At 48.5% G+C, this 25,573-nt stretch carries 19 protein-coding genes, 1 tRNA gene and 1 pseudogene; 9 read left to right on the top strand and 12 right to left on the bottom strand.

Annotation, left to right across the window (positions count from 1 at the left end; genetic code table 11):
* Positions 1–311 precede the first annotated feature (311 nt).
* The 6 genes from MY052_RS07140 to MY052_RS07115 all read left to right on the top strand — a co-directional run bounded on the left by MY052_RS07140 (position 312) and on the right by MY052_RS07115 (position 7,001).
* On the top strand, positions 312–1,229 hold the full coding sequence (locus MY052_RS07140; RefSeq protein ID WP_202218077.1) for a formate/nitrite transporter family protein: 918 nt from the start codon (positions 312–314) through the stop codon (positions 1,227–1,229).
* Between the two features lie 76 nt (positions 1,230–1,305).
* A tRNA-Arg gene (locus MY052_RS07135) sits at positions 1,306–1,380 on the top strand.
* 185 nt (positions 1,381–1,565) lie between these two features.
* Positions 1,566–2,843, top strand: a complete 1,278-nt coding sequence (locus MY052_RS07130) for a tyrosine-type recombinase/integrase (protein ID WP_248538438.1) — start codon at positions 1,566–1,568, stop codon at positions 2,841–2,843.
* 91 nt (positions 2,844–2,934) lie between these two features.
* Positions 2,935–3,813 carry a hypothetical protein gene (locus tag MY052_RS07125; RefSeq protein ID WP_248538437.1) on the top strand — a complete coding sequence of 293 codons (879 nt, stop codon included), beginning with the start codon at positions 2,935–2,937 and terminating at the stop codon, positions 3,811–3,813.
* 109 nt (positions 3,814–3,922) lie between these two features.
* The gene (locus MY052_RS07120) at positions 3,923–4,123 is read left to right on the top strand and encodes a helix-turn-helix transcriptional regulator (RefSeq protein WP_248538436.1); all 201 of its coding nucleotides are present in this window, start codon (positions 3,923–3,925) and stop codon (positions 4,121–4,123) included.
* A gap of 118 nt (positions 4,124–4,241) precedes the next feature.
* Positions 4,242–7,001: a TOPRIM and DUF927 domain-containing protein gene (locus MY052_RS07115; protein ID WP_248538435.1), complete on the top strand. Its 2,760-nt coding sequence runs from the start codon at positions 4,242–4,244 to the stop codon at positions 6,999–7,001.
* 404 nt (positions 7,002–7,405) lie between these two features.
* On the opposite strand, the gene MY052_RS07110 is transcribed toward MY052_RS07115, so the two are convergent.
* The 7 genes and pseudogenes from MY052_RS07110 to MY052_RS07080 all read right to left on the bottom strand — a co-directional run bounded on the left by MY052_RS07110 (position 7,406) and on the right by MY052_RS07080 (position 17,114).
* Positions 7,406–7,861 (bottom strand): hypothetical protein, encoded by a 456-nt coding sequence (locus MY052_RS07110; protein ID WP_248538434.1) that lies wholly within the window; start codon positions 7,859–7,861, stop codon positions 7,406–7,408.
* A gap of 109 nt (positions 7,862–7,970) precedes the next feature.
* Complete coding sequence (locus MY052_RS07105) at positions 7,971–8,933, bottom strand: ankyrin repeat domain-containing protein (RefSeq protein ID WP_248538433.1); 963 nt, start codon at positions 8,931–8,933, stop codon at positions 7,971–7,973.
* Positions 8,934–8,944: 11 nt separating this feature from the next.
* Positions 8,945–10,048 (bottom strand): annotated as a pseudogene (locus MY052_RS07100) (nuclease).
* A 10-nt stretch (positions 10,049–10,058) separates the two neighbouring features.
* Positions 10,059–11,822: a restriction endonuclease subunit S gene (locus MY052_RS07095; protein ID WP_248538432.1), complete on the bottom strand. Its 1,764-nt coding sequence runs from the start codon at positions 11,820–11,822 to the stop codon at positions 10,059–10,061.
* Positions 11,822–13,294, bottom strand: coding sequence for an N-6 DNA methylase (locus tag MY052_RS07090; protein WP_248538431.1), 1,473 nt, complete (start codon positions 13,292–13,294; stop codon positions 11,822–11,824). The genes MY052_RS07095 and MY052_RS07090 overlap by 1 nt, the downstream gene beginning before the upstream one ends.
* A 72-nt stretch (positions 13,295–13,366) precedes the next feature.
* Positions 13,367–15,805, bottom strand: coding sequence for an EcoAI/FtnUII family type I restriction enzme subunit R (hsdR, locus tag MY052_RS07085; protein WP_248538430.1), 2,439 nt, complete (start codon positions 15,803–15,805; stop codon positions 13,367–13,369).
* A gap of 100 nt (positions 15,806–15,905) precedes the next feature.
* A complete protein-coding gene (locus tag MY052_RS07080; protein ID WP_248538429.1) occupies positions 15,906–17,114 on the bottom strand; it encodes a PDDEXK-like family protein in 1,209 nt (402 codons plus the stop codon).
* Positions 17,115–17,411: 297 nt separating this feature from the next.
* Here MY052_RS07080 and MY052_RS07075 point away from each other — a divergent pair, with 297 nt between their 5' ends.
* Entirely contained in the window at positions 17,412–17,690 is a 279-nt protein-coding gene (locus MY052_RS07075; RefSeq protein WP_202217495.1) for a hypothetical protein, read from the top strand.
* Between the two features lie 83 nt (positions 17,691–17,773).
* Here the strand turns inward: MY052_RS07075 and MY052_RS07070 are convergent, their stop codons facing one another.
* Positions 17,774–19,156 (bottom strand): diguanylate cyclase, encoded by a 1,383-nt coding sequence (locus MY052_RS07070; RefSeq protein WP_202217494.1) that lies wholly within the window; start codon positions 19,154–19,156, stop codon positions 17,774–17,776.
* Positions 19,157–19,308: 152 nt separating this feature from the next.
* Between MY052_RS07070 and MY052_RS07065 the strand changes: the two genes are divergently transcribed.
* Positions 19,309–19,785, top strand: coding sequence for a WbuC family cupin fold metalloprotein (locus MY052_RS07065; RefSeq protein ID WP_248538428.1), 477 nt, complete (start codon positions 19,309–19,311; stop codon positions 19,783–19,785).
* A 58-nt stretch (positions 19,786–19,843) separates the two neighbouring features.
* Here the strand turns inward: MY052_RS07065 and MY052_RS07060 are convergent, their stop codons facing one another.
* The 4 genes from MY052_RS07060 to blaCTX-M form a co-directional block, all read right to left on the bottom strand.
* On the bottom strand, positions 19,844–20,248 hold the full coding sequence (locus tag MY052_RS07060) for a hypothetical protein (RefSeq protein WP_202217492.1): 405 nt from the start codon (positions 20,246–20,248) through the stop codon (positions 19,844–19,846).
* Between the two features lie 12 nt (positions 20,249–20,260).
* Positions 20,261–22,753, bottom strand: coding sequence for an autotransporter outer membrane beta-barrel domain-containing protein (locus MY052_RS07055; protein WP_248538427.1), 2,493 nt, complete (start codon positions 22,751–22,753; stop codon positions 20,261–20,263).
* 219 nt (positions 22,754–22,972) lie between these two features.
* Positions 22,973–23,602: a helix-turn-helix transcriptional regulator gene (locus tag MY052_RS07050; RefSeq protein WP_248538426.1), complete on the bottom strand. Its 630-nt coding sequence runs from the start codon at positions 23,600–23,602 to the stop codon at positions 22,973–22,975.
* Between the two features lie 441 nt (positions 23,603–24,043).
* A complete protein-coding gene (blaCTX-M, locus tag MY052_RS07045) occupies positions 24,044–24,919 on the bottom strand; it encodes a CTX-M family extended-spectrum class A beta-lactamase (RefSeq protein WP_248538425.1) in 876 nt (291 codons plus the stop codon).
* Positions 24,920–25,466: 547 nt separating this feature from the next.
* On the opposite strand from blaCTX-M, the gene ypdK reads away from it, so the two are divergent.
* Positions 25,467–25,538, top strand: a complete 72-nt coding sequence (gene ypdK, locus MY052_RS07040) for a membrane protein YpdK (RefSeq protein ID WP_100249902.1) — start codon at positions 25,467–25,469, stop codon at positions 25,536–25,538.
* The last annotated feature ends 35 nt before the right edge of the window (positions 25,539–25,573 follow it).

Raw genomic sequence — 25,573 nt, 5'->3', positions numbered from 1 at the left:
AAATGTCTCCCTGTTGATTATGGCTATCGCAGATTGCCATCCATGCGGCACGTTTACGTATCCGCCTGTTTAGATGTGAGCGATTGTAACAGCCCATCGGTCGATGTCTATATAGCCAAGTTTTGTTGTTTTTATCATAGCCTGGCAAAGACAAGGCTGTGGGGTGCCACGCCTGACTAAACCAATTAAATCTATGCAGTCATGCCAGTATTTCAGAATAGCGCCAACCCTGCATTGTCTGTAACCCGCTACGCTTAGGCTATACGTGCTTATTCAGGGCCACCGCGATGGACGAAATCAAAAAAGAGACCATGGTTAGCCACCATGATGACCTGGCAGTAGAAAGCGAAGAAAAACAGCAAGGGAAAAAAATAGAAGTAGATGAAGACCGGCTCCCTTCCCGCGCCATGGCGATTCATGAACATATTCGCCAGGAAGGAGAAAAGGAGATGGAACGCGATGCGATGGCATTGCTTTGGTCCGCCATCGCCGCGGGGCTATCGATGGGGGCATCGTTACTCGCAAAAGGTATTTTTCATGTTCAGCTAGACGGCGTGCCCGGCGGTTTTCTTCTTGAGAATCTTGGCTATACATTCGGTTTTATCATCGTCATTATGGCCCGCCAACAGCTCTTTACCGAAAATACCGTCACCGCCGTACTGCCCGTGATGCAAAAACCAACCCTGGGGAATGTTGGCTTACTGATGAGACTTTGGGGCGTAGTACTTCTTGGGAATATTATCGGCACGGGCATCGCAGCATGGGCATTTGAGTACATGCCTATTTTCGATGAACCGACGCGCGATGCCTTCACCAAAATCGGCATGGACGTGATGAAGAATACCCCGACAGAGATGTTTGCAAACGCCATTATATCAGGGTGGCTGATTGCGACGATGGTCTGGATGTTCCCCTCTGCGGGGGCGGCAAAAATCGTGGTCATTATCCTCATGACGTGGCTTATCGCGCTGGGTGATACCACGCATATTGTTGTCGGTTCAGTCGAAATACTCTATCTGGTATTCAGCGGCACGCTGCACTGGAGTGATTTTATCTGGCCTTTCGCCCTGCCAACCCTTGCGGGCAATATCTGCGGCGGGACCTTTATTTTCGCCCTGATGAGCCATGCACAGATTCGCAATGATATGAGCAATGCGCGTAAGGAAAAAACGCGTTTACAGGCAGAACAGAAAGAAATACAGCCAAAAGGTGAGAAGAATCATCCCTGAGTGGCGACGGTTTGAGCAGTTAAACAACGACATACTTACCCCTGGGGGCAAAAAACGCTATACTCGGCGCCACTTTGTCCCCTTAGTTAAATGGATATAACGAGCCCCTCCTAAGGGCTAGTTGCAGGTTCGATTCCTGCAGGGGACACCATTGAGTCATTTCACACCACTTCAGTTCACTTCACAACATCAGCAATACCAGCCCTTTCAGCAGAAACCACACTTACACAACGTTCAATTACCTTCATGACATTACAGCACTCTGATGGTATAAGTGATGGTATTCATCAGTTCGATATCCAGATACCATCAATTACCTCTTGAGGGGTGCCATTCATGGCTATAAACGAGCTTTCACCCAAACAGATCGAGAATGCCAAGCCACGAGACACCGATTACAAAATAACCGATGGTGGCAGTCTGTATCTCTTGGTCAAAAAAACGGGTGGCAAATACTGGCGCATGAATTATCGCTTTGCTGGTAAGCAGGTGACATTAGCGTTGGGAGTCTATCCAGATGTTCCACTGACAACGGCACGTAAACGCAGAGACGAAGCCAGACAGCTTCTTGCCGACGGCAGAGATCCACGTGAATCAAAAAAAGCTGAAAGCACTGAACCAACGTCACCGACTTTCGAGGCTATAGCCCGTGAGTGGCACGGCGGAACGATGGGACATCCTGAGTGGAAAGAGATCACCCGTAAGAAAATATTGAGGGAAATGGAAAACCACATATTTCCTCTCATCGGTAGCAAACCCATCGACAACTTAAAAACACGGGATCTGCTACCCTTGCTTATCAGCATGAACGAACAAGGTATTGGTGCTACGACAGGAAGAGTAAAGACAACGATGAGCAGCGTATTCCGCTATGCGGTTCAGCGTGGAATAGTCGAGTACAACCCAGCTCACGACCTGAAAGGTGCTTTGACGAGTCCTAAAACTAAACACCGCCCCGCCCTTCCTCTGGATCGCCTGCCAGAATTGATGACGAAAACTGCAACATACACAGGCAGATCTCTCACCAAACTCGCAGTATTACTATCTCTTCATACGTTTGTTCGCTCCAGCGAACTTCGACATGCTCGCTGGGACGAGATAAATTTTGAAACTGCCATGTGGACAATCCCTGGTCAGCGAGAAGAAATTGCAGGCGTAAAATTTTCTGAACGTGGGGCTAAAATGGGCAGTGGGCATGCAGTACCACTATCTTCGCAGGCAATTGACGTATTGAAATCGATTAAAAACATCAGCAATGAATACACGCTGATTTTTCCTGGCGATAGCAACCCCTATAAGCCTATGAGTGAGAACACGGTTAATAAAGCGCTCCGTACTATGGGTTATGATACTCAGGTCGATGTTTGTCTACATGGTTTCCGGGCAATGGCCTGCTCTGCTCTTACCGAATCAGGTTTGTGGTCACGGGATGCAGTAGAGCGACAAATGAGCCATCAGGAACGTAATGAGGTACGTGCGGCTTATGTTCATCTGGCGCAGCACATGCAAGAGCGCCGCCGAATGATGCAGTGGTGGTCGGACTATCTTGAAGCAAACTCTGATCAACATATTGCACCATATGACATGAAGAAATTACGGGTTGTTGGTAGTTAAACGAAGAGGCTGAGGCTAGCCCGGTCAGGAGATAAGCATTAACACCTGTCGCCTGCCTCAGTTTTCATCAGGTGAGCACGAGGGTGAGGTGATGGATAGCAACGTCTGGAAAGAGAACCGAATTGCGCCTTTAGAATACTGCTCATTCGAAAGAGCGGCTAAATTGCTCAATTGCGAATGTGAAGACTTAATTCACTGGAATAAAATAGGTGCTATCTCAATAGCTTTTGAGCCAAAAAATCTAGCTGGTGATTTGTCTGTTAGCTTTTACGAAAATGCCGCTGATAACATCGAAAGATACAACCTCTCGTACAATATCACAGCCGATTTGCGTTTTTATGGTTCAGTTTTTAATTCTAAGCGAGGACATAAAGAAGGTGTTTATTTTCATCAATCCCGTTATGGATTTAATTTCTCAGGGTACATTAATGGATTGTGGATTGTTAGCTCCGGAGTTATAAATGAAAACAATGGAGTGTTCATAACAAATAAAAACCGAAAAGGATATAGTTTATTTCACCCTGTTAGTAGATCCGATGAAATTTGCTCTACCTTTTTTATTTACAAAGGAGAAGAAGAGTTTTCACTTGAATTGAGTGAGCTTTTCATAACAAGGTTAGATATCGAAAAAATCTGGGCAGCTACAATCCTTGGCGAGCCTATGGATAGCTACTTTACGGGTAAGCCTCGAGAAGATAAACCTATTCTTCCAAACCCTGTATCGCTAACACAAAGTGCTAGGCATGATAAAAATAGGCAGAGACTCGAATCTGCTGCTAAAAAGGTACTCACAAACCACCGGAATGAATGTGTCGACAAAAGCGGTAAATTGGTTTTTACAAAATGGGCTTCAGCCACATTGAAATATAGAAACAATTATGGTGGATTTATTCATTCGAGCCAAAGAGGAATTAGTAAAATACTCAAAGAAATGCAGGAAGAGGAAACTACTCAACATAATGCAGAGTAAACTTACCCTGCTACTGTGTAAGCTTACCCTGTATTTAAATCATTCAATGCCCCACCTAACATCTGCCATGTCGATTACACAAGCAACACAACATGGCAGGTAAGAACACATGACCACACATCCCTACCCTCAAACTGGGCATGCCCGTCCACGAGCTACTGCTGATTTTCTCAAAGTCAGTACAGTCACTCTTTGGCGCTGGGAAGCAAGCAAACCCGATTTCCCGAAGTCCATTCGTCTTTCTGAACGCGTCACTGTCTACGACGCTGCAGAGATCCGATCCTGGCTGGATTCGAAGAAGCACAGCTAACCCCCTGGAGTAAAAACCATGAAATTAGAAAATTCTGGCTTAACTGCCAGTGGCCAAACTCACGTTAAAAAAAGTGACCAGCTAATTATCATTAGCAAACATTTGAGCGATAAATCCGATGCGTAATATCGACTTTATCCGCGAAGTGACTCATACCGCTGCCGGGCAATGGCAATCCGTTCTGGCTGGCCTGAATATAGCCGTGCCTAGTTCACCGCTCACGCATACCGCCTGCCCCGCGTGCGGAGGAACAGATCGCTTCCGGTTCGACGACAACGAACACGGGAAGCATATCTGCAATCAGTGTGGCGCTGGCGATGGCCTCGACCTGATTAAGAAAGTGAATAACTGTGGCACGACAGAGGCCGCGCAGCTGGTGGCGGAAGTGCTAGGTATTGATTACCGGACAACGCAAACCGATCCAAGCGCTGCTATCGAGCGCCGGGCATTCCTTGAGGCAGAGCGCCTGCAACGTGAGGAGACGCGACAGGGGCAGACCGCACAGGACACAGAGCACCGTCGCCTAGCCTTTGCTCGCCGCTATGCTTCGATGCGCCAGAACGTGACACAGGGTGAATCTGACTATCTGAAATCAAAGGGGCTGAACGGCCTCACCTATCCGCTTCTCACTAATGGCGCGATCCTGCTGCCGCTGGTGGATAACACCGGTGCGGTCACTGCCGCACAAACCATTACCTCGAGCGGGGAAAAGCGCCTTGTAGTGGATTCAGCCAAACGCGGAGCATTCTACGCCGTTAACGCACCTGAGCAACCGCAGGAAGTGATCCTTGCTGAAGGACTGGCAACGGCCTTATCCGTTAATTTAATGCGACCGGATGCGCTGACCGTGTGTGCAGTCGATGCCGGGAACCTGTTACACGTCGCCATCCAGATGCGTCAGCAGTATCCACAAGCAAAAATAATTATTGCCGCTGATAACGACCACCACAACAACCAGCCGAACACCGGGAAAGAGGCCGCAGATAAAGCGGCGCTTTTGATCGCTGGATGGGTGGCTCTTCCGCCGGGGGAGCATAAAGCCGACTGGAACGACATCCACCAGCAATACGGGTTGACTGAGGCCACCCGCATGTTTACCGATTCGATGTACAAGACACAGGGGGAAAGCGTGAAACCAGAGTTGCAGGCCATTGAGGAAGGTAAATCTAGCCCTCCAGAAAGAGACCCGTTAAAACCGCGTATCGAGAGTCGGGAGGATGGTGTGTACTGGATTGTGCCAAAGGTGGACAAAGAAAGCGGTAATATTATCAATAACGAAAACTGGCTGGCGTCAGCAATGGACGTGATCGGCTCCGGACGCGACGATAAAGACCAGTATCTGATATTACGCTGGCTGGCCTTTGGCTCAGACGTACCGACGACAGCTGCCATTCCCCTGGCGGATATTGGAGAGCGAGAAGGCTGGCGTGCTTTGAAAGCTGGCGGGGTTAAAGTCACAGCTAAAAGTAATATGAGAGCAATTCTGGCCGACTGGTTACAGTGCAACAGCTCACGTGAGCTATGGCGTGTTACCTATGCTACTGGCTGGCAGTGCGGGGCATATATCATGCCAGACGGAGAAATCATCGGCACACCTGCCAGACCTGTTTTATTCAGCGGTCGCAGCTCTGCAAGTGCAGGTTATGCCGTACAGGGCACGACTGAGAGCTGGCGTGGCAGTGTGGCGCGTCTGGCATACGGCAACTATGCAATGATGACCGGCGTCGCTGCCGCACTGGCAGCGCCATTAATCGGCCTGACGGGTGCAGACGGATTCGGCATTCACTTCTATGAACAGTCGAGCGCAGGCAAAACCACCACCGCGAACGTGGCGAGCAGCTTATACGGCGATCCGGATTTATTACGCCTGACGTGGTACGGAACGGCATTGGGGCTGGCAAACGAAGCCGCCGCCCACAATGACGGCTTGATGCCACTGGATGAAGTCGGACAGGGGGCTGATCCGGTGAGCGTATCGCAGTCTGCCTATGCGCTATTTAACGGTGTAGGGAAATTACAGGGTGCGAAGGAAGGCGGCAACCGCGATTTAAAACGCTGGCGAACCGTGGCTATCAGTACAGGCGAAATGGATTTAGAAACATTCATAGCCAGTGCGGGGCGCAAAACCAAAGCGGGGCAACTGGTGCGCCTACTGAATATACCGCTGAGTAAAGCTGTGCGCTTTCACGAGTACGCGAACGGCAAGCAACATGCCGACGCACTCAAAGAAGCATACCAGCACCATCACGGTTCTGCTGGAAGGTCGTGGTTAAAATGGCTGGCAGACCACTCGCAACAGGCGATTGATACCGTGCGTAAGTGTGAAGCACACTGGCGCAATCTTATTCCTGCCGACTATGGCGAGCAGGTGCATCGTGTGGCCGCACGATTTGCCATTCTGGAGGCTGCGTTACAGCTGAGTGAAGCGGTCACGGGATGGGATGCACAGACCTGCCGTGATGCAATACAGCACAGTTACAACGCGTGGCTACGCGAGTTCGGCACCGGCAACAAAGAACACCAGCAAATAATTGAACAGTGCGAGGCGTTTTTGAATGCCTATGGATTCAGCCGGTTTGCACCGTTCCCCTATAGCTCAGCCGATATGCCGATTAAGGATCTGGCGGGGTATCGTCAGAAAGGGAAGCACGAAAACGATCCGACAATCTACTACACCTTCCGGGGCACATTTGAAAATGAAATCGCCCGGAACTTTAACCCGAAGCAGTTCGCTGAAGTTCTGAAAAATTCAGGGATGTTGACCCCTCCTACGAGCGGGCGAGGTTACCAGCGCAAATCACCTCGTATCGACGGAAGGCAGATTAACGTTTACGTCCTGACCTTCCAGACAGAGGACTACGCCGCATCTGAGGAATAGCATTTTTCACATACGTAAAAAGGGTGTTGGTTCAGTTAGCTCAGTCTGTTCAATATGCAATGCTCATTGTTTTATAAGGATTTTAATTCGCATATTGAACCAGCGCTGAACCAACAAATACCCGTTTGAACCAACAATTGGTAATACTGACATTCACTCTGGCAGGCAGTAAACCAACAGAAAGTCCCGCTGAACCAGCTCAACATCACCAATGTTGGTTCAGCAAAACCCGGTGTTGGCAAGGTCTGGCGGGCATTGAACCGACTAAACCAACGGAACCAGCCCTATTCTGCTTACTATCAGTAAAAGTCAGATGAGATATGACGGCTTTGAAAAATGGCCACACAGATTTCAGCATACGAATGGCTGATAGCTGCTCAACGTAACCTTTCAGGTGATGCCAGTTATGCAGAATTATTTACAGACTCACTCAAGCCCATTTCTCCCCAAGCATTTTTCCAGCCAGCAATGCGTTTTACCGAAATAGAATGATGCGTTGACTCATCATTCTGCGCACGGTGCCCACCGTGTTTATCCAGATATTCCACATGAGCCTCATAAATATCATTCCTGATCCATGACAGCGGCGTGATATAGAAAGTATTCGGCTCTTGTCCGAGATCAACAAACACCCAAAACGCATTATCTTTTTTATCAAGTGTACATTGGGCAGCATAGTTGGTTGTGGTTTGCCATGTTCCCGCTTTTTTCGAACGAGTCGTCACTTTGCACGTTTTACCGTTGGGGGCCTCAAATAGGATGAAAGACTTGTTGCCTTCCTTCTGAATGGCAACATTTCTGGCCCCAAGACTGGTTAATTTGTGCAATACCGCTAACTGCCCTAATTCTGCTGTGTTCATAATTTTCTCTCAAACGATTCAAAAAATCAGTAAATGCTGCAAATTTGCAGCGATGAGATAACCATCTAAAACAACAAAACCAACTTTCAGCACTTAATAAAAAAAAGCACTAAGCCTCACGAGGTAAGGTCAACCAAACAGCCTGCATCCAGGTCAGTCTTTTTTGCAACTGGGGGATGACATTATTCAGCCAATACAAGGAGGAAACATAGCCTGAAGATCCGCCGCCACGGCTAAACCGTTTTACAAAAAACTCATCTTCCCCTACCCGATGAATTAATGATCTTCCAGTCAATGCCTGAAATGCCGCCGCAATGATATTTGCCAACTCGTCTTCATCTTCCGAGATACTTACCTGACATAATGCCTTGCGCATCTCCAGCCATAAGAAGAGGCTCCCACGCGATCCCCATTGAGATGGGGCCGGGTCAAACAAGTCTGATACAACGGCCCATTCGCGTTCCAGAAAGCTAATCTTTTTTGCCGCTACTTGATGTACCAACGGGAAAAATATCAGCCTGAAAAAATCAGCCTCTACCGTGTATGTAAAACCTTCTGCTACATCAAAGTGAATGGCTTCAGCCGTTGATATCTCTTTCCCCGTCAACGCAAAAAAGAGCTGACTTAGCCTGGCATCCAGTTCGTTAAGATCATCAGGACATTGCTCAACACCTAAAGCAGCAATCATTTTATCGACCAAAAGTTGATTGCCATCATAATCTGTAAACAATTGCCGCTCAGTGGCCACCACCTTTCTGATGATTTGCGCGATCGTCACTTTTTGTGGGAAAAGAAGGAACTCGAGATCAGGTCGTTTGTGCTTTTCAATGACGATGTCATAAGCCGTCTGCCGCTTGGTGTTCGTTGTCGCACTTCGGTCAGCGCCAAGCGTTAACAATTCGCCAATAACCGACAAATTAGCCCCATGCCATGCAGCCTGATGCAGCGGTATATATCCTTTCGGTTCACTGGGAAGATTTACCAGATGAGGATAATCACGAAGAATCGGTAACAGAGCGTCCCATTCCCCCTGGAAGGCGAGCCTCAACACCTTATCGTTAACAGACATCATGCTTACCCTCCTTATTCAGGCAGTTCATTATCCCAACGTAAAAATATACGTTTTAGCTTATCCACTGTATGGCGCCATTTTGGCGTGGTAGGCTTACATACCGTGTTCTGGTTGCCGAAGAATTCGACCTCGTTCACCGCCTGTTCTTCACTGCGGGTTTCAAGCCATTTCACAGGGACAAAGTATTCTGATTTGTCGGGGTCGTCAGCATTTTCGCGATACCAGTCGCCAAACTTGAGTACGTCCATCGCCAGCTTTTCACCGCTATCAGTATCGACCGTAAAACTACTGGCAGGTTCAACGGCGCTCTGTACTATGCCGACACCGACATAACCTGTTGCCGGGATTTTTACCCACACACGATTGCCAGGCTGCAACTGCTTTAACGTCTGGCTATACCAACTTCCGCCACCCGCGCTGATAAACCCGTAGCGTCGTGCTTCTTCCCAAACCCGGCTTTGTGGATCACCAAACGAAACGTAAAACTCACCGTTCCAGGATTCTTTGCCACTAGCGCCGGTGGCAGTAGCCTGCGCGGCGTTGGTTTGTGTCTCACTAGGATCGATAAGCCAGGCGCGACTTAAGAACTGCTCGTCTCCGTGCTGGAACACCCTGAAGAACAGCACGTTAATCGAGATTCCATATTTACTCAGATAGTCAACGATACGTTCAGTGGAGGGATCTAGCTCTGCCGCGACGATGATTATTTGGTGTGACTTGTTGATAGCGTCATCTTCGAGTTCAACGTTGAAGCGCTGCCTGAATGCGTCACCAAGATTGCCGCCAGAGAATTTTTCATAGATCTGCGACAGATGCTCAGTGGATAAGTCATCCACCCAAGAGGCATAATCCAGTGCCTGCGCGACTACCTCACGCGGCGTTCGGTCACGTTTCAGTTCAATCAGGATCAACGAGGCATCCGGCGCGATAGCCAACAGGTCAATACGCCCACTGTCGAGCGTATTGACCTCCTAACCGATAATCATCCACTGATCGGATAGTATGGACGGATCTTGAATAATCATCTTCTGCAGCAGTTTTTCACTGGCGAGCTTACTGATGGTTAACGGCTGAGGGTTCTCCCCTACCTGCCAGATAGCATGATGAACCGGCATCGTCTGCTCCTTAGTTTAATGCTGCGTCGGTGAGGGCATCCGCCAGGTGGAGCAGGGTTTGTTGGGCGGATTGCAGACGAGATTTGAGTTGGTCACATATTTCTGACATCATTTCAATAGTTGTGATTATTCTGTCCTGTTCTGCAGTTGGTGGCACTGGAATTAAAAGTTCCGTAATATCATTCATTTTTAAGTTGGGTTGTAACCCAGAGTTATTAAATCTCGATTGATAAATATTCAATACAGTTTCACAACTCATATATTTATAATAAAGTTTTGATTTATGATATGGTCTAATAGCACAAACTCGCTGATTTAATAAAGATCGATCATATGAATTTGGGCACACACATACTTTAAGTCCATCACTAATATAAGGTCTAGTCATGGCTAATAACAAATCACCACATTGAACTAACGAATCGTTATAAACATTCAAAAAATCAACAGGTAAGTAGTCATTAGTATGAGCAAAATTGTTAACACCTACATTTGTTATTTTAATACACTTCGCACCACTTTCATTATTAAAATCTTCGCTTTTGAACGTGTTCCCAGAAAATACATAAGCGATACCACCTAAACGACACCATTCCCACCCCTGCGGCAACTCAAACGGTTTTTCTTCTTCACTAATCGGTGGCAACTGTTTTTGCTTTTTAATTTTGCCTTCTTTCACCAATTGTGCTTTTTCCTGCTCAATACGTTTTAGCAGTTCTGATGCCGGTTCATCGGTAGGATCTTGCGGTACCAGTTTCCCCATCACCGCCAGTTGCAGGATGGTTTGCTTAAGCGCGTCAATACTCGCTTCGGTGGTAAATAGTGTGTCGAAGTGCTGGCTGATTCGCGCCCAGTTTTCGGCGAGTTCTTCGGCATTTAGGCTGTCGCTCAGCGTTGCCAGCAGGGTTTCAACCAGTTGCTGGTGGGCATCCAGGCTGGACAGGGAGTGCTGTTCTAGTTGGTCGCAGAGGGACATTAACTCTTCAACTTTTGCTACTATTCTGGCTTGCATACACTCAGATGGAAGAGCAATAACAATATTGCCAATCACGCTCTGATTTATAGCAGGCACAGATGTTCCTGATTGATACTTCGCCATATCAATGGCGTTCAGGATTAAAAAAAACCACTCAAGATTTATTCGTTCAAAAGGTCTTACCCCTAAGCAGTTATTATCAATGGCTGTTTTTTTGACAAGTATCCGTCTTTTATTTGTAGCAATAGCCCCACCAATTTTAGGAAATATTACCGTTCCGGGTTCGGAAACATTTATTTTTCGCTGAATAGCCGATTCCTCGGAGATAGTATTGTTTGTAGCTTTAATATATTTTTCATTTCCTTGAAGATTCATGTCACTAACTTTACACATCAGGATATCTTCAGAGGTAATGCCTTGAATAGAAGTTGGAAACCCTGAGCCTATGGCCCATGAACCCAACTCGATCAATCTTTGCCACTCCCACCCCTCCGGCAACTCAAACGGCTTTTCATCCTCGCTAATCTCAGGTAGCGGCTTCTGTTTTTTAATTTTACCCTGCTTCACCAGCTCCGCTTTCTCGACAGCAATACGTTTCAATAACTCAGACGCCGGTTCATCATTCGGGTCCTGCGGCACCAGTTTGCCGCGCACCGCCAGTTCCAGAATCAGCTCGCGCAGTTTCTTAATACCATAGAGGTCGATTTTACCGTTACTGCTGCGCCCGGCCATGGAGCGGGTTTGCAGTGCAGAGGACCAGATATCGATGTAGTCGGTGATCAGTTTCTCAACGGCCATCAGTTCGCCCCCTTGTTGCCCGCCAGCGCGGCTCCGAGGATATCGCGCAGCTGGTTACGCAGCTCGCCGATTTCCGCCTGCTGAGTCTGGTATTGCGCCAGCAGCTCATCCGGGTCGTGGCTGACGGTTTCGCCCTGATACGGGTTCTTTATATCAAGGTTAAAGTTGCGGGCAATGATGTCGCCGATGCTGACTTTCCACGCCTGATTGTTCTCTTCGCGGCTGACAAAACCGTCAGATTCACTGCCCCACCAGTCGATTTCGGTCTGGAACTCTTCAAACTTCATCGGTTTGGTTTTGCTGTAGTTCTTCACACCATCCGGGTACGGGTGCTCATAGAACCAGACATCTTTGGTTGGCTGGCCTTTGGTGAAGAACAGAATATTGGTTTTAATACCGGTGTAGGGGCTAAACACGCCGTTTGGCAAACGCACGATGGTGTGTAGGTTGCATTCTTCGGTGAGCAGCTTTTTGATTTTAGTTTTTACACCTTCGCCAAACAGTGTGCCATCCGGCAACACCACAGCCGCGCGGCCTTTGTCGGCCAGCACTTCGATAATGAGTTGCAGGAACAGATCGGCGGTTTCACGAGTCTGCATCTCTGCCGGGAAGTTTTTCTCAATGCCGTCTTCTTCGGTACCGCCAAACGGTGGATTGGTGACGATCACGTCCAGTTGTTCATCCCATGAAGAGAGCGGTTTGTTGAGGGTGTTGTCGTGGCGGATTTGCACCGGCACTTCGATGCCGTGCAACAGCATATTGGTAGTACACAGCAGGTGCGGAAGCTGTTTTTTCTCTACGCCATAGATCTGCTGCTGCAGAGTTTTATGGTCTTCGGTGGTGTTGACGTAATGCTCTTTCACATGATCGAATGCGCAGGCGAGGAAACCACCGGTTCCGCAGGCCGGATCCATAATCGACTCGCCGAGCTTCGGATCAATGCGGTTGACCATAAAACGCGTCACGGCACGCGGGGTGTAGAACTCACCCGCATTCCCGGCGCTTTGCAGGTCGCGCAGGATCTGTTCGTAGATATCGCCAAACAGATGACGTTCCTGGCTGCTGCTGAAGTCGATTTCATTGAGCTTGTTGATCACCTGCCGCAGCAGCGTACCGTTTTTCATGTAGTTGTAGGCATCGCTGAACGCCTGTTTGACCACAAAGCCACGCGGGTTCTTATCGATCGGCGCGGTGAGGTTTTTCAACGTCGGGAACAGGTCGTCGTTCACAAATTCCAGCAACGCATCACCGGTGATGCCTTCGCTGTTCGCCGCCCAGCTACGCCATAAATAGCGCTGGGGGATCGGGAACTGGTAGTCATCCTGCTCCAGTTCCAGCTCTTCTTCCTGGGTATCAAAAATCTTCAAAAACAGCAGCCATGAAAGCTGCCCTAGACGCTGGGCATCGCCGTCCACACCGGCGTCTTTACGCATAATGTCCTGAAGGGATTTAATGACTGAGCTAATCGACATGTTTTCTTTCCATACTTAAAAAAGGATGCCACCGGTCGCAGACGCGGTCAATGGCAATGTATTTATACGTTATCAGGCTGAGCGCGGCGGTAACTGGTAGATTTCGTTTTCCAGTTCATTCACTGCCTGCTCATAGGCTTGTTTATCACCAAAGCGGGTTTTGATGATTTCAATCGGACGCCCTATCGAATCAAAGGGTTTCAGCTTCAACACCTGCACGTCTTCGATTTCCCGCACGCCTTCATCAGCGTATTTATCCAGCAACGTGTTCAGCACCTGCTGCGCGGGTTCGGCATATTTGGTGAAGTAATTACGTTTACGCACGTTGGCGGCACGCTCATGGCGCGTCAACGGCGGCTGACCGTACACTACGTGACAGAGCAGATCAAACGGATCGAGATCTTTTCCGACTTCTTCGGCCAGCACATCCCACAGAATTCCGAGTTGCTCCAGTTCTTCAATGATGACCTGCTTGCGGGGAGCTTCCTGCCATTTGCGCACGAAGCTATCCAGAGAGGCGTATTCGCTGTCTTTGAGCATCGTTTTGCGGGTGTAATCCTGGAAAGATTCGGTCACCAGTTTACCGTCAGCATCGTAGTACTGAACGCGCTTCGCCAGCACTTTAACGTCCACACCGTTCACATAGAATTTGCGGACTTTGTTTTCGTCATCGTCGTGGAATTCGCCGTTTCCAGTGAACTTGTCGTGGTTAACCGTATATTCTGCACTATCTTCACGTGTTTCATTGACGACACTATCATCATCAGCGCTATCTTCCGCATCGAGTTGATCATTAAAATCAGACGCCGGGTCCGAAATGTCGTCAGGTTTTACCACCAGCACTTTTTCTGGCAAGCCGTCAAAGCGTGGATCGGCAAACAGTTCTGTCGCTTTTTTGAAGTCGAGAATGGTGAACCACAGCTTGCCGTACTTTTCGTTGATACGTGTGCCGCGCCCGATGATTTGTTTGAACTTCGTCATCGACTGAATATTTTGATCCAATACCACCAGCTTGCAGGTCTGCGCATCAACGCCAGTGGTCATCAATTCTGATGTTGTCGCGATAACGGGGTAGGCTTTTTTAGGATTGATAAAGTTATCCAGTTGAGCCTTGCCGATATCATCGTCACCGGTGATCTTCATCACGTACTTTTCGTTCTTCAACACCTGCTCGGGGTTGAGCACCACCAGGGCATGACGCATTCGATCAGCGTGATCGATGTCGTTGCAAAAAACGATAGTTTTATCCATTGGGTTGGTACGTTTCAGGTAATCGGTGATGGTCTGCGCCACCAGCATGGTGCGCTCATCAATGACTAGCATGCGGTCAAAATCTTTCAGGTTGTAAATACGGTCCTCTATCTCTTCGCCGTATTTATCTAACTGACCCTTAACCGGTCGCCAGCCCTGGACATCAACGTCGATATCAACGCGCACGACTTTGTAAGGTGCGAGAAAGCCGTCTTCAATGCCTTCTTTCAGGGAATAGGTATAAACCGGATCACCAAAGTAATCGGTGCTGGAGACTTCTTCGGTTTCTTTCGGTGTTGCCGTCAGGCCAATCTGGGTAGCACTGCCAAAATATTCCAAGATCTCCCGCCAGGCAGAATCTTCAGAGGCGCTGCCACGGTGGCATTCGTCGATGACTATCAGATCAAAGAAATCCGGTGCAACATGCTTATAGGCTTTTTGATGTTCTTCTGGCCCGGTAATGGCCTGGTACAGCGCCAGATGCACTTCATAAGCGGGGTCAACGGTGCGCCCGGTCACTTTGGTCATCGCTGAGCGAAATGGCTTAAAATCGTTGCGTTTGGTCTGATCGACCAGAATATTTCGGTCTGCGAGAAACAGAATGCGTTTTTTGTTTTTCGCTTTCCACAGCCGCCAGATTATCTGGAATGCGGTGTAGGTTTTCCCCGTCCCGGTAGCCATCACCAATAGAATGCGGTTCTTACCCGCTGATACAGCATCTACCGTTCGGTTGATCGCCTGCATCTGATAATAACGAGGGGATTTTCCGCTGGCGTCATCGTAGTAGTCCTGGCTTATGACGGGCAGCTGTTCCTGAGTAAACCCTTTCCAGAGACAATATTTCTGCCAGAGTTGTTCAGGAGTTGGAAAATCACTGAGGGTGATTTCTGACTCAAGCTGTTGCGGGTTGGTTTTATCGTGGAAAACAAAACCGTCGCCATTGGTCGCAAACACAAAGGGAACATCAAGCAAGCTGGCGTAGTCCAGACCCTGCTGCATTCCTTTGCTGATGGCGTGCTGATTGGCTTTGGCTTCTATCACCGCAAGCGGCAAATTCGGCTTGTGATAAAGAACAATGTCCGCAGACTTAACTTTGATACGTGAGGCCAGTTTGCCGCGAACCACAATCTTACCATCGCGGAGTTTCACTTCCTGACGGACCTGCGACATCATGTCCCAGCCAGCACCCTTAACCGCTGGTAGGATAAATTTGGTGATGATGTCCGTTTCGCTCAGATGAGATTTGTTTACGCCAGCCATAGCAAAGCACTCCACGATATTGGGTGAGCTCTGATTTTACACAGATTAGTGCGTTACGTAATGACCTGACACGAGGTTTTGGGCAACGACTAGAAAACCATTATTCGTTAGAACCACTTCTACTGCTAACCGACTCATGTAACCGAACAAACAAATCGACACAGCGCCTGGAGAACTCACCATTGTTCATTTCAAGCCATGCACGATTACTCGAAAGCCAATCCCTGTATTCAATGGGATCAAGGTCATGCGACAAATATCCATTAAAACTACGCCACCATGGCCACCAGGCACTCGCTTTCGCCCCTGTTGGGAAATCTATTTTGAGTTGTTGCGCAGCCAGCAAGGCTGATTCGGTAGCATTCGAAGCATCATCCAGCTTGATGCCGTAACTCCAATCCTGATAACTCCCTTTGAAAGGTTCGATACAGTAGTGCCAGCCAATGGCCTCTGGTGGACGCAATCCAATCCCGTAATCTGGATATAATTTTCGACATACCTCCCAGCCTGCTGGTGGAATCAAATCTGCAGTCGCTTTTTTCGTCAGCGTTTGATAAATGCTATTTTGCAGACTTAGTAGACTTAACGTGGTATCCAGCGTTGATTCGTCAGTAAAGATCTTGTCTAACAAAACATCCACAACCTTTCCCTCCCTGCAATTCAGCACATTCACCGAAATAAAACGCTGCAAATCGAATAGAAAGACTCGCAAGCGGTAAGGTATATCATCATTTTTGCACAGCCCTTCAAGCCAAACGACGAGGCTTTGATACGACAGGAGGACAAGCTCACCAGACTGAAGCGCGGCGTCACATTGGTGCACATCAATACTAAACGGAGTTGGCTTGTTCCCTTCAGGAGTCAGGTAAATCAGCAACGTTTCGTTTAGTACGCTGCGGCGCTTCCTTAGCTCGTGGAGATAGTCCAAAACCTGATTGGGTTGATCGGCGGCACTGGGTTTGTTCTCTATACCAAGTGTCCATCGCTCCCCTTGTACGACGATATCAATTCGACGTTTAGTGCCCAGGGCATCAGTCTGCTGTTCACACTCAACAAACCGACAAGATGTTGCATCCCATAAGCTTTTCCCTATCAAATCTAGAAAGGTACTGAGAAAGAGAGCTTGCTGACCATGAACACCGCGCACGTCGAGCAAGTCAGCCAGGATGCGTGAAAGACCATTTTCGTCTGCAGTGATATACCGAAAAACATTAAACTCAACAGCATTTTTTTTGTTGAGATTTTGGTGCATCTGTCGGGCTTCGTTGAGCCACTCTGTCATTTGGTCCAGCCAATGATTACTAGTCATATCACTCCATCACACGCAGCGTTCATCCTCGGGACGGCTATATTAACAGCTCAATGCCTCATACAGCATAGTGTCGGCCATATGATGCCTTGCCATCCCTGGATTACATTCCTGCTTTGCCCAAAATCATCATTCTGACGGCCCTTGATGGTATTTTTGCTGGTACCAGACATTTACGATAAAAATAAAACTATAAATATCATAAAATTAGACATTTATTCGATTCCTGCAGGGACAAATCCCGAATATTCCACTATGCTTCGTCGCACACCATTCCCCCTTTGAAGCTTATATCTCATGATTATTTCTGCTCAAAACGTCCACGGTATTAATCTGTCTGAATATCCAGATTTTATTATTCGTATTATCGGCACGTCCCACCGTAATGGAACAAGCAATGGTGCAAACTGCTCAGGCTATAATATCAATCAAGAAATATATGACGGCATGACCGTGCAGGCCTACCAGGACATGATCAGACGTAGATTCGATCCCGCAGATCCGCAGTTTTCACTGACAAAACATCTGCGGTATGACATCAGAAAAGGATATCTGGAATTGCATGAGGTCGGATGACGCGTGACAGCCGCACCCAAAACGATGCGGCTGCGTAAAATACCTTCCTTCCACGCAAGAAAATGAAACCACAGCAGACTAATTTACTGCCCAGCCTTCCACATCTCCACGCGGTTTCTTCCCCGTTTTTTCGCGATATAAAGCGCTTCATCCGCCAGTTGAATCAAACGCTCATAGTCCGGATGGCCATTAAACATCGCCGCACCAATCGACAGCGAAAGCGAAATATCGTTGCCGTCCGAGGCCTTCACCTTGGTTTTTTCCACCCGGCTGCGGATACGCTCGGCGGTACGCAGCGTGTCAATTTGCGTCGCTTCAGTCAGCACAATAACAAATTCATCGCCGCCGTAGCGGAAAACGTAGTCGCTGCTTCGGACGTTGTCATAAAAGACCTGGGAGACGCGACGTAAAATCTCATCGCCGGTATTGTGACCCCAGGTATCGTTAATCTGTTTGAACTTGTCCACATCAATCACCAGGACTGACAACGGCGTGCCAACCCGGTTAGCATGGGCAATTTCACGTTTGAAGATAGTCGGCAGGAAGCGGCGGTTGAGCAGCCGGGTGAGGACGTCCATACCCACCTCATGGCGCGAGACCTCTTCGAACAGCTCGCGTAACAAGGTCAGGATCTGCGATACCGTGCTCCTGAGCTGAATCAGGAATTTATTACGCTCGGCTTTATTACCGAGTGATTTCCCCTCGGTGCTCAGGGCATGAATCACACCGTCAAAATCCTGCATCAGCCTTGAAATATGCCCCACCTCGGCAATTCCACTGAAATAGTGGCGACCTTTATGGTTAAACCAGAGGCCGAAATCAGACTGGCTGAGCGGCATACCATTCCCTAAATCAACATCGAGTACGACTTTATAAAGAATATCGAGCTCCCAGGTCAGCAATGTTGCAATCTGCCGCTCTTTCTCCTCTTCAGCGTTCTCCAGCAGTGAGAAAATACGATAGTTTTCATCGTCTTTCGACATACTGCTTTCGCTGAAAGAAAAGGCCCGTGACATCACTTCCATCGCAAGATCGATACTGTTGATAGAAAAATGGTAGATCTGCAGCTTATCCGCAGACACCTGAGAACTAAAAATAATGACGGGATAGAGAATTTTTTTCAGCACCCGGAAGCCCATCTCCACTAGCTCAACCGGTATGCCGATGCGCGCGTGCACTTCAGCCACAGTGTGCTGGGCCGCAAGCAGGCGGTCAATATCCTCCTCTTTGCAAGACAGGATATCGATGATCCACCGTTCGAGCGCGCTCTTAAGCTGTTTTTCCACCTGCTCATTGCTGAGAAACTCTTCAGCATGCGGGTCAGCCAGCACCACTTTATAAAACTCGGCACACAGCGTGCGTGCATTTGCCACCGCAATTTCTGCGGTCAACTGTCGTATGTGAGGTTCGGTCTGCTCAAGTAGCGAAAGCCATTCGCTCTTCATCTTCTTCAGGTACATCTCCATCGGCATCTCTCACATAACAATTATTCATAAATTAAATAACAACAATGCAACTATGAGCCCTGGTGATGTAAGACACAAGCCGGCGCTTCACTTACCTATCAGGTTCTGGCAATCTGGCGACCATAATTTCCTCTATTAACAAGGCCGTCAGGATGAAGCAGATCACCTGTAACGATATGCAACAGCAAAGTGCCGCCGCCGCACATTCCCCTCGCCTGCGTGCGCACCGTAACTTTCACCCGGAGTTAAGCGACCCGGTTCAGCGCCTGGCGATTGCTATGGAGCCTGGCACCTATGTACGCCCCCATCGTCATCCGCACACCTTTGAGCTGCTACTGCCGCTCAGCGGGCGCTTTGTCGTGCTGAATTTTGATGAGCAAGGTACGGTGACGCACCGGGCGGTGCCTGGAGAAACCTGCACCGTGCTGGAAATGGAGGCCGGAATCTGGCACGCGGTGCTATCGCTCGATAACGGCGGCGTGATTTTTGAAGTGAAGCAGGGAGCCTATCAACCCGTTGCTGAAGAAGATTATGCGCCGTGGTCCCCTGCAGAAGGAGACGCGGGTACGGCCGAGCTGATGGCCTGGTATGCGATAGCGCAGGTGGGTGACCGCTATCTTCCCCATTAAGGCGATAAAAAAAGCCCCGTTTATCACGGGGCAAACTTTCAGGGAAATCGTTGAACACCTAGCGTAAGCCGAGCTGCTCTTTATTTCGTTGTAGGATGTAGGCTTCCGTTGCTACCAGGCCGTTGATACGCCCGAAGGCAGCCAGAAGATTTGCAATCGCCGACTGCTGCAGTGTCTTTTTATCCGCAGCCTCCGTCATATCATTCGCCAGGCTCCAGGTATGAGCAGCCTGCTGGCACAACGTTCTTACCGATTCAGGGTACTCTCTGGTCTCCATCTCCTGTAACAATGTTCGAAAAGTCATATCGCGTTGAGTGTCTTCACCATCATCAAAAATAATCTTCATGATAGCGTCCATAATGATGCGCAACTCTTCAGCATAAATTTTCATCGCGTTCTCGATACGCCAGCACATCAGCACCACCAGCGAAAACAGGTGGCTGGAGTGCTTTACACCAGCCACCTAGCCAAAGCATCAGAAGGCGTACTTCATCCCCAGCATACCCTGTGTATCGCTGTAACCTTTATCCCCAATCTGCTGAGCGACGTTGCCCCAGAGATGCAGGTTTTTCCCTAACTGTCCTTCCACACCGGCTTTGAGTTCACCGATATTGCGCGTCCCCGCCTGGTAGTTGGTGACACCATTCATGACAACGCCGTAGGACCGCGTGTTGTAGATCCAGTTAGTCTCAACGAACGGCTGAAACTCACGTTCTTTCCCTTCATCGATCGCGCTATATCCTTTGATAAACGCTTTCAGCCCAAGTCGGGTTTGCAGGTTGCCATCGCCCTTCCCCTTCACACGCGTACCGTTTGCTTCCGTATGATTATCGGCCTGCACCCCCATCCAGGTGAGCTGTGCTTTCGGCTGTAGCCAATAAGTAGAGCGCCCGTCGCGACGCTCACCCATCAGGAAGCTATAGCCCCCCTCAACGGATGCGGTAATGCCGTCTGAATCATATTTCTCGCTCGCCAGTCTCTCTCCGTACACCTTATTGTTAAACCAGTTGTAGAGGATCCAGCTATCCAGATAACTGCCCGTTTTATCCGCTTCGTTTGCATACCAGGTGCCATAAATCCCGGCGCTATAGCCCGTGACCTGCCCTCGGGAGTGATAACGACTCACATCAGACTGCGTATTGCTTTGGCTATTGCCGTAGCCAGCCATCAGCCCCAGATGCCAACGATCAAGGCCGTTGGTACTCCACTGGGCAATATCGCCCCCCAGCTGAAGCACATAGCGGTTGCTCTGGGTACTCAACTGCCCGCTGGAATCTTTAAAGCGCGTGTGCCCCCCGACGTTACGCATCCACATGCTGGTGACCTTCTGTTCCCCCGTTAACCGGTCGATATACTGCGTCTCACCCAGTCGGTCATGCAGACGAGTCGTAAACATCGTGTTGGCCGCGGCCAGGTTGGCAATATAGGAGCCGCTCTCCGGACGCAGCGTTGGCTTTTCTGGCACCGGTTCTTCCGGGGTGGTTGCGGCGTTCATCAAATACCAGTGGTTAAACGCTGTCCCTTCTCCCCGGCGCAGCGCATACTCATAGCTGCCAGCGACAATGCGTCCGGACTGAACAAAGTTGCCGTCAGAAGCGCCATCAACGTGGATCACTTCAATCCCGTTAATCGTCTTATCACCGCTGCCCCCGGCATTGGTGACGGCGACAAACGTGGTACCGGAAGTATCGCCTTCCACCACCAGCTTATCGGTCACCGAATTATCATCACCGAGCACCGTATTAATCCGCAGAAGGCCGTTGTTTCCCTGGTAATTACCGGCCACCGTCAACACGTTACCCGCCGATGCTCCCGCCCACTCAACCGTACCGTTATTCAGCGTGAGTGAGGACAGCACCGAATCACCGGTCATTTTCCAGAGGCTGTTACTGCCATCAATCTGCAGGGCGATATCCCCGGCATTGGCGGCTGAGGCTGCTAGTTGATTTGAGTTGGTGATACCGGTGAACACGCTACCGTCCGCCATATGCAGCGAAACCTGTCCATCGTTATCGGCAACGATATTCCCGTTTATCAGGTAAACGCCCGCTACCTCTGTACCGCTATCAATGTCGTAAGATTTTACCAGCGCCTCGGCGCCGGAGGCATAAACCGCTGAGCCGGTGCCTACGTTAATCACGGCATCTTTTGCCAGATAAATAGCCGCCTGCTGACCTGCTGATGACGAAGAAGCAAACAGCCCGTTGGCTAAGTCACCCATTGCCGAAATATTCACATTACCCAACGACACGGTGCCCGCAGCCCGGGCATAAACGGCGTGTGCGCTCTTGCCGACCGTTTTAAGCGTGCTATCACCATTGAGGAAGATTTCCGCCTTGCCTTTCACCGCCGTACTGTTGGCTTCGGTATCCTGGCCGGCATACACCGCATAGCCCGCCACAGTAGAGCCTGCGGAGGTGGTTTCAATGGTTGTTGGCCCATTAAGGGTGATAGTGGCAACCGCATTGGCGTTATTGATTGAGGCGTTGGCGCGAACGCCCATACCCGCCGCCTTAATGTTGGTTTCATTGTTGACCGTCACGCGGGAATAGTTCGCGTTAAGCTCCCGTCCAAGGTTGATACCATCGGAGCTGTAACCACTGGTAATAGCGTTATAATTTTCAATAACGATATTGCCGCCACCATTCTTGGTGTGAATACCGTCCGCCGTCATGCCGGTGGTTTTAACAGTAAGATCGTTAAACTTATAGTTCTCACCGTTCATGTAGATAGCCCAGCCTTTAAGACCACCGCTGGTTGTTCCTCTATCGGTGGTAGTGATATTCACCTCATCATAGTTGGTGAAGTCGCTGTTATTTCCATTGCTATTACCGGATCCATAATAATAAAGTGTAGTAGTTGCAAGAAATGTTTCGGCATGCGCGGTAGTACAATAGAAATTAGACATCAGTAACGCGGTGGCGATACACAGTGCTAACGGCTTACGTTCCAGAGGTTTTGGCATCATAATAAACTCCTTCTCTTCTTCCTTTTTGTGTTGCTGCCAGATTGTTGTTTTAATATTTATTTATCAGACTACCTTTTATTAAGACGCAGGGAGCCCGTCATGACGTATTTACATCAATGTTTAAATAATGAAAAACATCCTTTCATTGAATTTAAATTGTAAGCCTCCCTCACCATGAGGTGATTTAGAAAAGATAAAAACAAACCTATTTAATGACGTTTATGATGAGTGCGAAAATCGAAGTAGCGTATTGATATCAGCACCCATTTTCTTCTCCGCCCGTCGCTTTGCGGCATACACCGCACGGATATCAAGATGGCGCCCCCTGGCCAGATGGTTACAATCTTCACCCGCAATCAGTGCCCCCAGGACATCGAACTCGAGCGTTGACAGAGATAGTCCATGAAAAAACGCATCTCTCTGATAGATAAATCTTTTCTTTAATTTCTCACCAGCAGACTTTAAATTATCCTGTTGATAAATAATCAAAAAAATATCTTTGTGATGCTTATACCAGTAATTAGCCAATGGTCTGAGGTGCCTATCGCAAACGAGAACAATCTTTAGTTTTGTTTCGTATAAATAGTCCAACCATTTTTTGTCAGTAAAAAAACGCAGATAGCTAATAGAGAAATCAACAAAAACACACCCAAGATACAGGTAGTGATATTGCTGTTTAAGGAGACCCTCCATGATACCGAGTGAGAAATAGCGACTGGCTTCAGGCCAGGTACAAAAACAGTATTCCTGACAAAATGAAACCCGTAGAGAGGCATTTGGCTTAACTTCACAATGAGAAGGGCAGCTCATACAGGTAACTCTTGCAAAATTATTATTGAGCGACTTCATTGTCCCCTCCTTATCCATATTAGAATAATTTCATTGAGGTAATTTATTGTCAATAAGCTTTTAAGATGGCTCTTAGTTCAACTATTAAAAATAAATAAAATTCTTAAAGCATAAAAAACCATTAGAAAACAACCATGCAGACAGAAAGGAGATACGGAAGGCTGAAATTATTCCACTGTAAAAAAATAGGAATACTGCAAGTGTAAATCAGATAATTACAATAAAAACAAACAACCTAATAATTAAATGCCTTAAACATTATTTAAAATAAAATAGTTTACATAAGAAATCGTTATCTATTACCTTCCTAAAGCTAAGCTATTTGGTTCAGAAAAAAGAGCGGAATGATAGAAAGAGATGAGGGTTCGTTGCAAGACAAGACTGAAGTTCAGGAGCACATTTTTAACGTAAATGGAGCGATACCTCGCTCCATTTATTGCATCAGAAACCGTGGGTTACGATTTTCGCCGCCGCAGCCAGAACATCCCGACGGCTTTCCGCCTTCTGCTCTGGTTGGGTAAAGTAGGTCACCAGAACCAGCGGCGCGTGGTTTTCCGGCCAGATAACCGCGATATCGTTGGTGGTGCCATAATCTCCGCTGCCGGTTTTATCGCCCACTACCCATGATTTCGGCAGACCCGCCTGAATGCTCGCGCTACCGGTAGTATTGCCCTTAAGCCACGTCACCAACTGTGCCCGCTGAGTTTCCGCCAGCGCTTTACCCAGCGTCAGATTTTTCAGGGTCTGCGCCATCGCGAGCGGCGTGGTGGTATCACGCGGGTCTCCTGGAATGGCGGTATTGAGCGTGGGCTCGGTTCTGTCCAGACGGAAGGTCTCATCACCCAACGAGCGAGCAAACGCCGTCACTTTATCGGGCCCACCCAGATGGGCAATCAGCTTATTCATGGCAGTATTGTCGCTATACTGCAGCGCCGCTGCGCCAAGCTCAGCCAGCGTCATCGTGCCGTTAACGTGTTTCTCCGCAATGGGATTGTAGTTAACCAGGTCGCTCTTCTTGATTTCAACGCGCTGATTTAGCAGGTGCTTATCGCTCTCGCTCTGTTTAAGCACCGCCGCGGCCGCCATCACCTTACTGGTACTGCACATCGCAAAACGTTCATCGGCACGGTAGAGAATCTGCGAATTATCGGCGGTGTTAATCAGCGCAACGCCAAGCCGACCTCCCGAACTTTTCTCCAGGGCTTCCAGCTGCTGTTGCACGCTGTTCGTCTGCGCATGCAGCGTTGCGCTGCTAAATAGCAGGGGTAGCGTCGCCATCACCGTTAACATTGAGCGGCGAATGCTCTGAGTCATCATAAAAAATCCTCTATTAGTATTATCCCTCGGCCTTCAAGTATTCATTGAAAAAACAAAAAGTAAAAACAAAACCTGCCAATATCTCCACAATTGAGCCTGGTCCATATTTACATCGCGGCGAAAAAGCAAAAGTCAGAGATCGCTCACGAAAGCAGCAGCACATTTTGCAGCAGCGGAAAAAAGGATGAGGGGTACGCAGGTACGGCAAAATTTTTTGACGTCTGTCGCAAAATTAGCCATAAAATCAATAGGGTTTAAAGGGCGAGAAACGGTCAAAATAAACGTCGCCAGAATGAAATTTATTACCGGATGAAATTAAAGTGTCGCCGAATCACGACACTCGTAAGTAACTAAAAATTAATAAAAAAATCTCTCTTGTTTCCCCTCATCTTTAGGCGTACATTAGCGCCATCTGGAGCACAAATGCACAGAATTCTGAGGTGATGTCAGCCGCGAAAATGGGTCAGTCTTTTTCCGTCGGTTGATATCAGCTCGTAGTACTACCTGGTCATAAATGCGTAGAAAAAATTACGCGGAGAGATGAGTCGTGAAATATTTCTTTATGGGCATTTCCTTTATGGTCATCGTTTTTGCCGGCACGTTCGCCCTGATGATCTAGCCAATAAAAATGCAAAAAAAACAGGAGCCAATTGG

The sequence above is a fragment of the Kluyvera ascorbata genome (assembly GCF_023195735.1).
GTDB classification, from domain to species: Bacteria; Pseudomonadota; Gammaproteobacteria; order Enterobacterales; family Enterobacteriaceae; genus Kluyvera; species Kluyvera ascorbata.
Note: the sequence above shows the minus strand (reverse complement) of the source record. Positions and strands in the feature narration are given on the sequence as shown.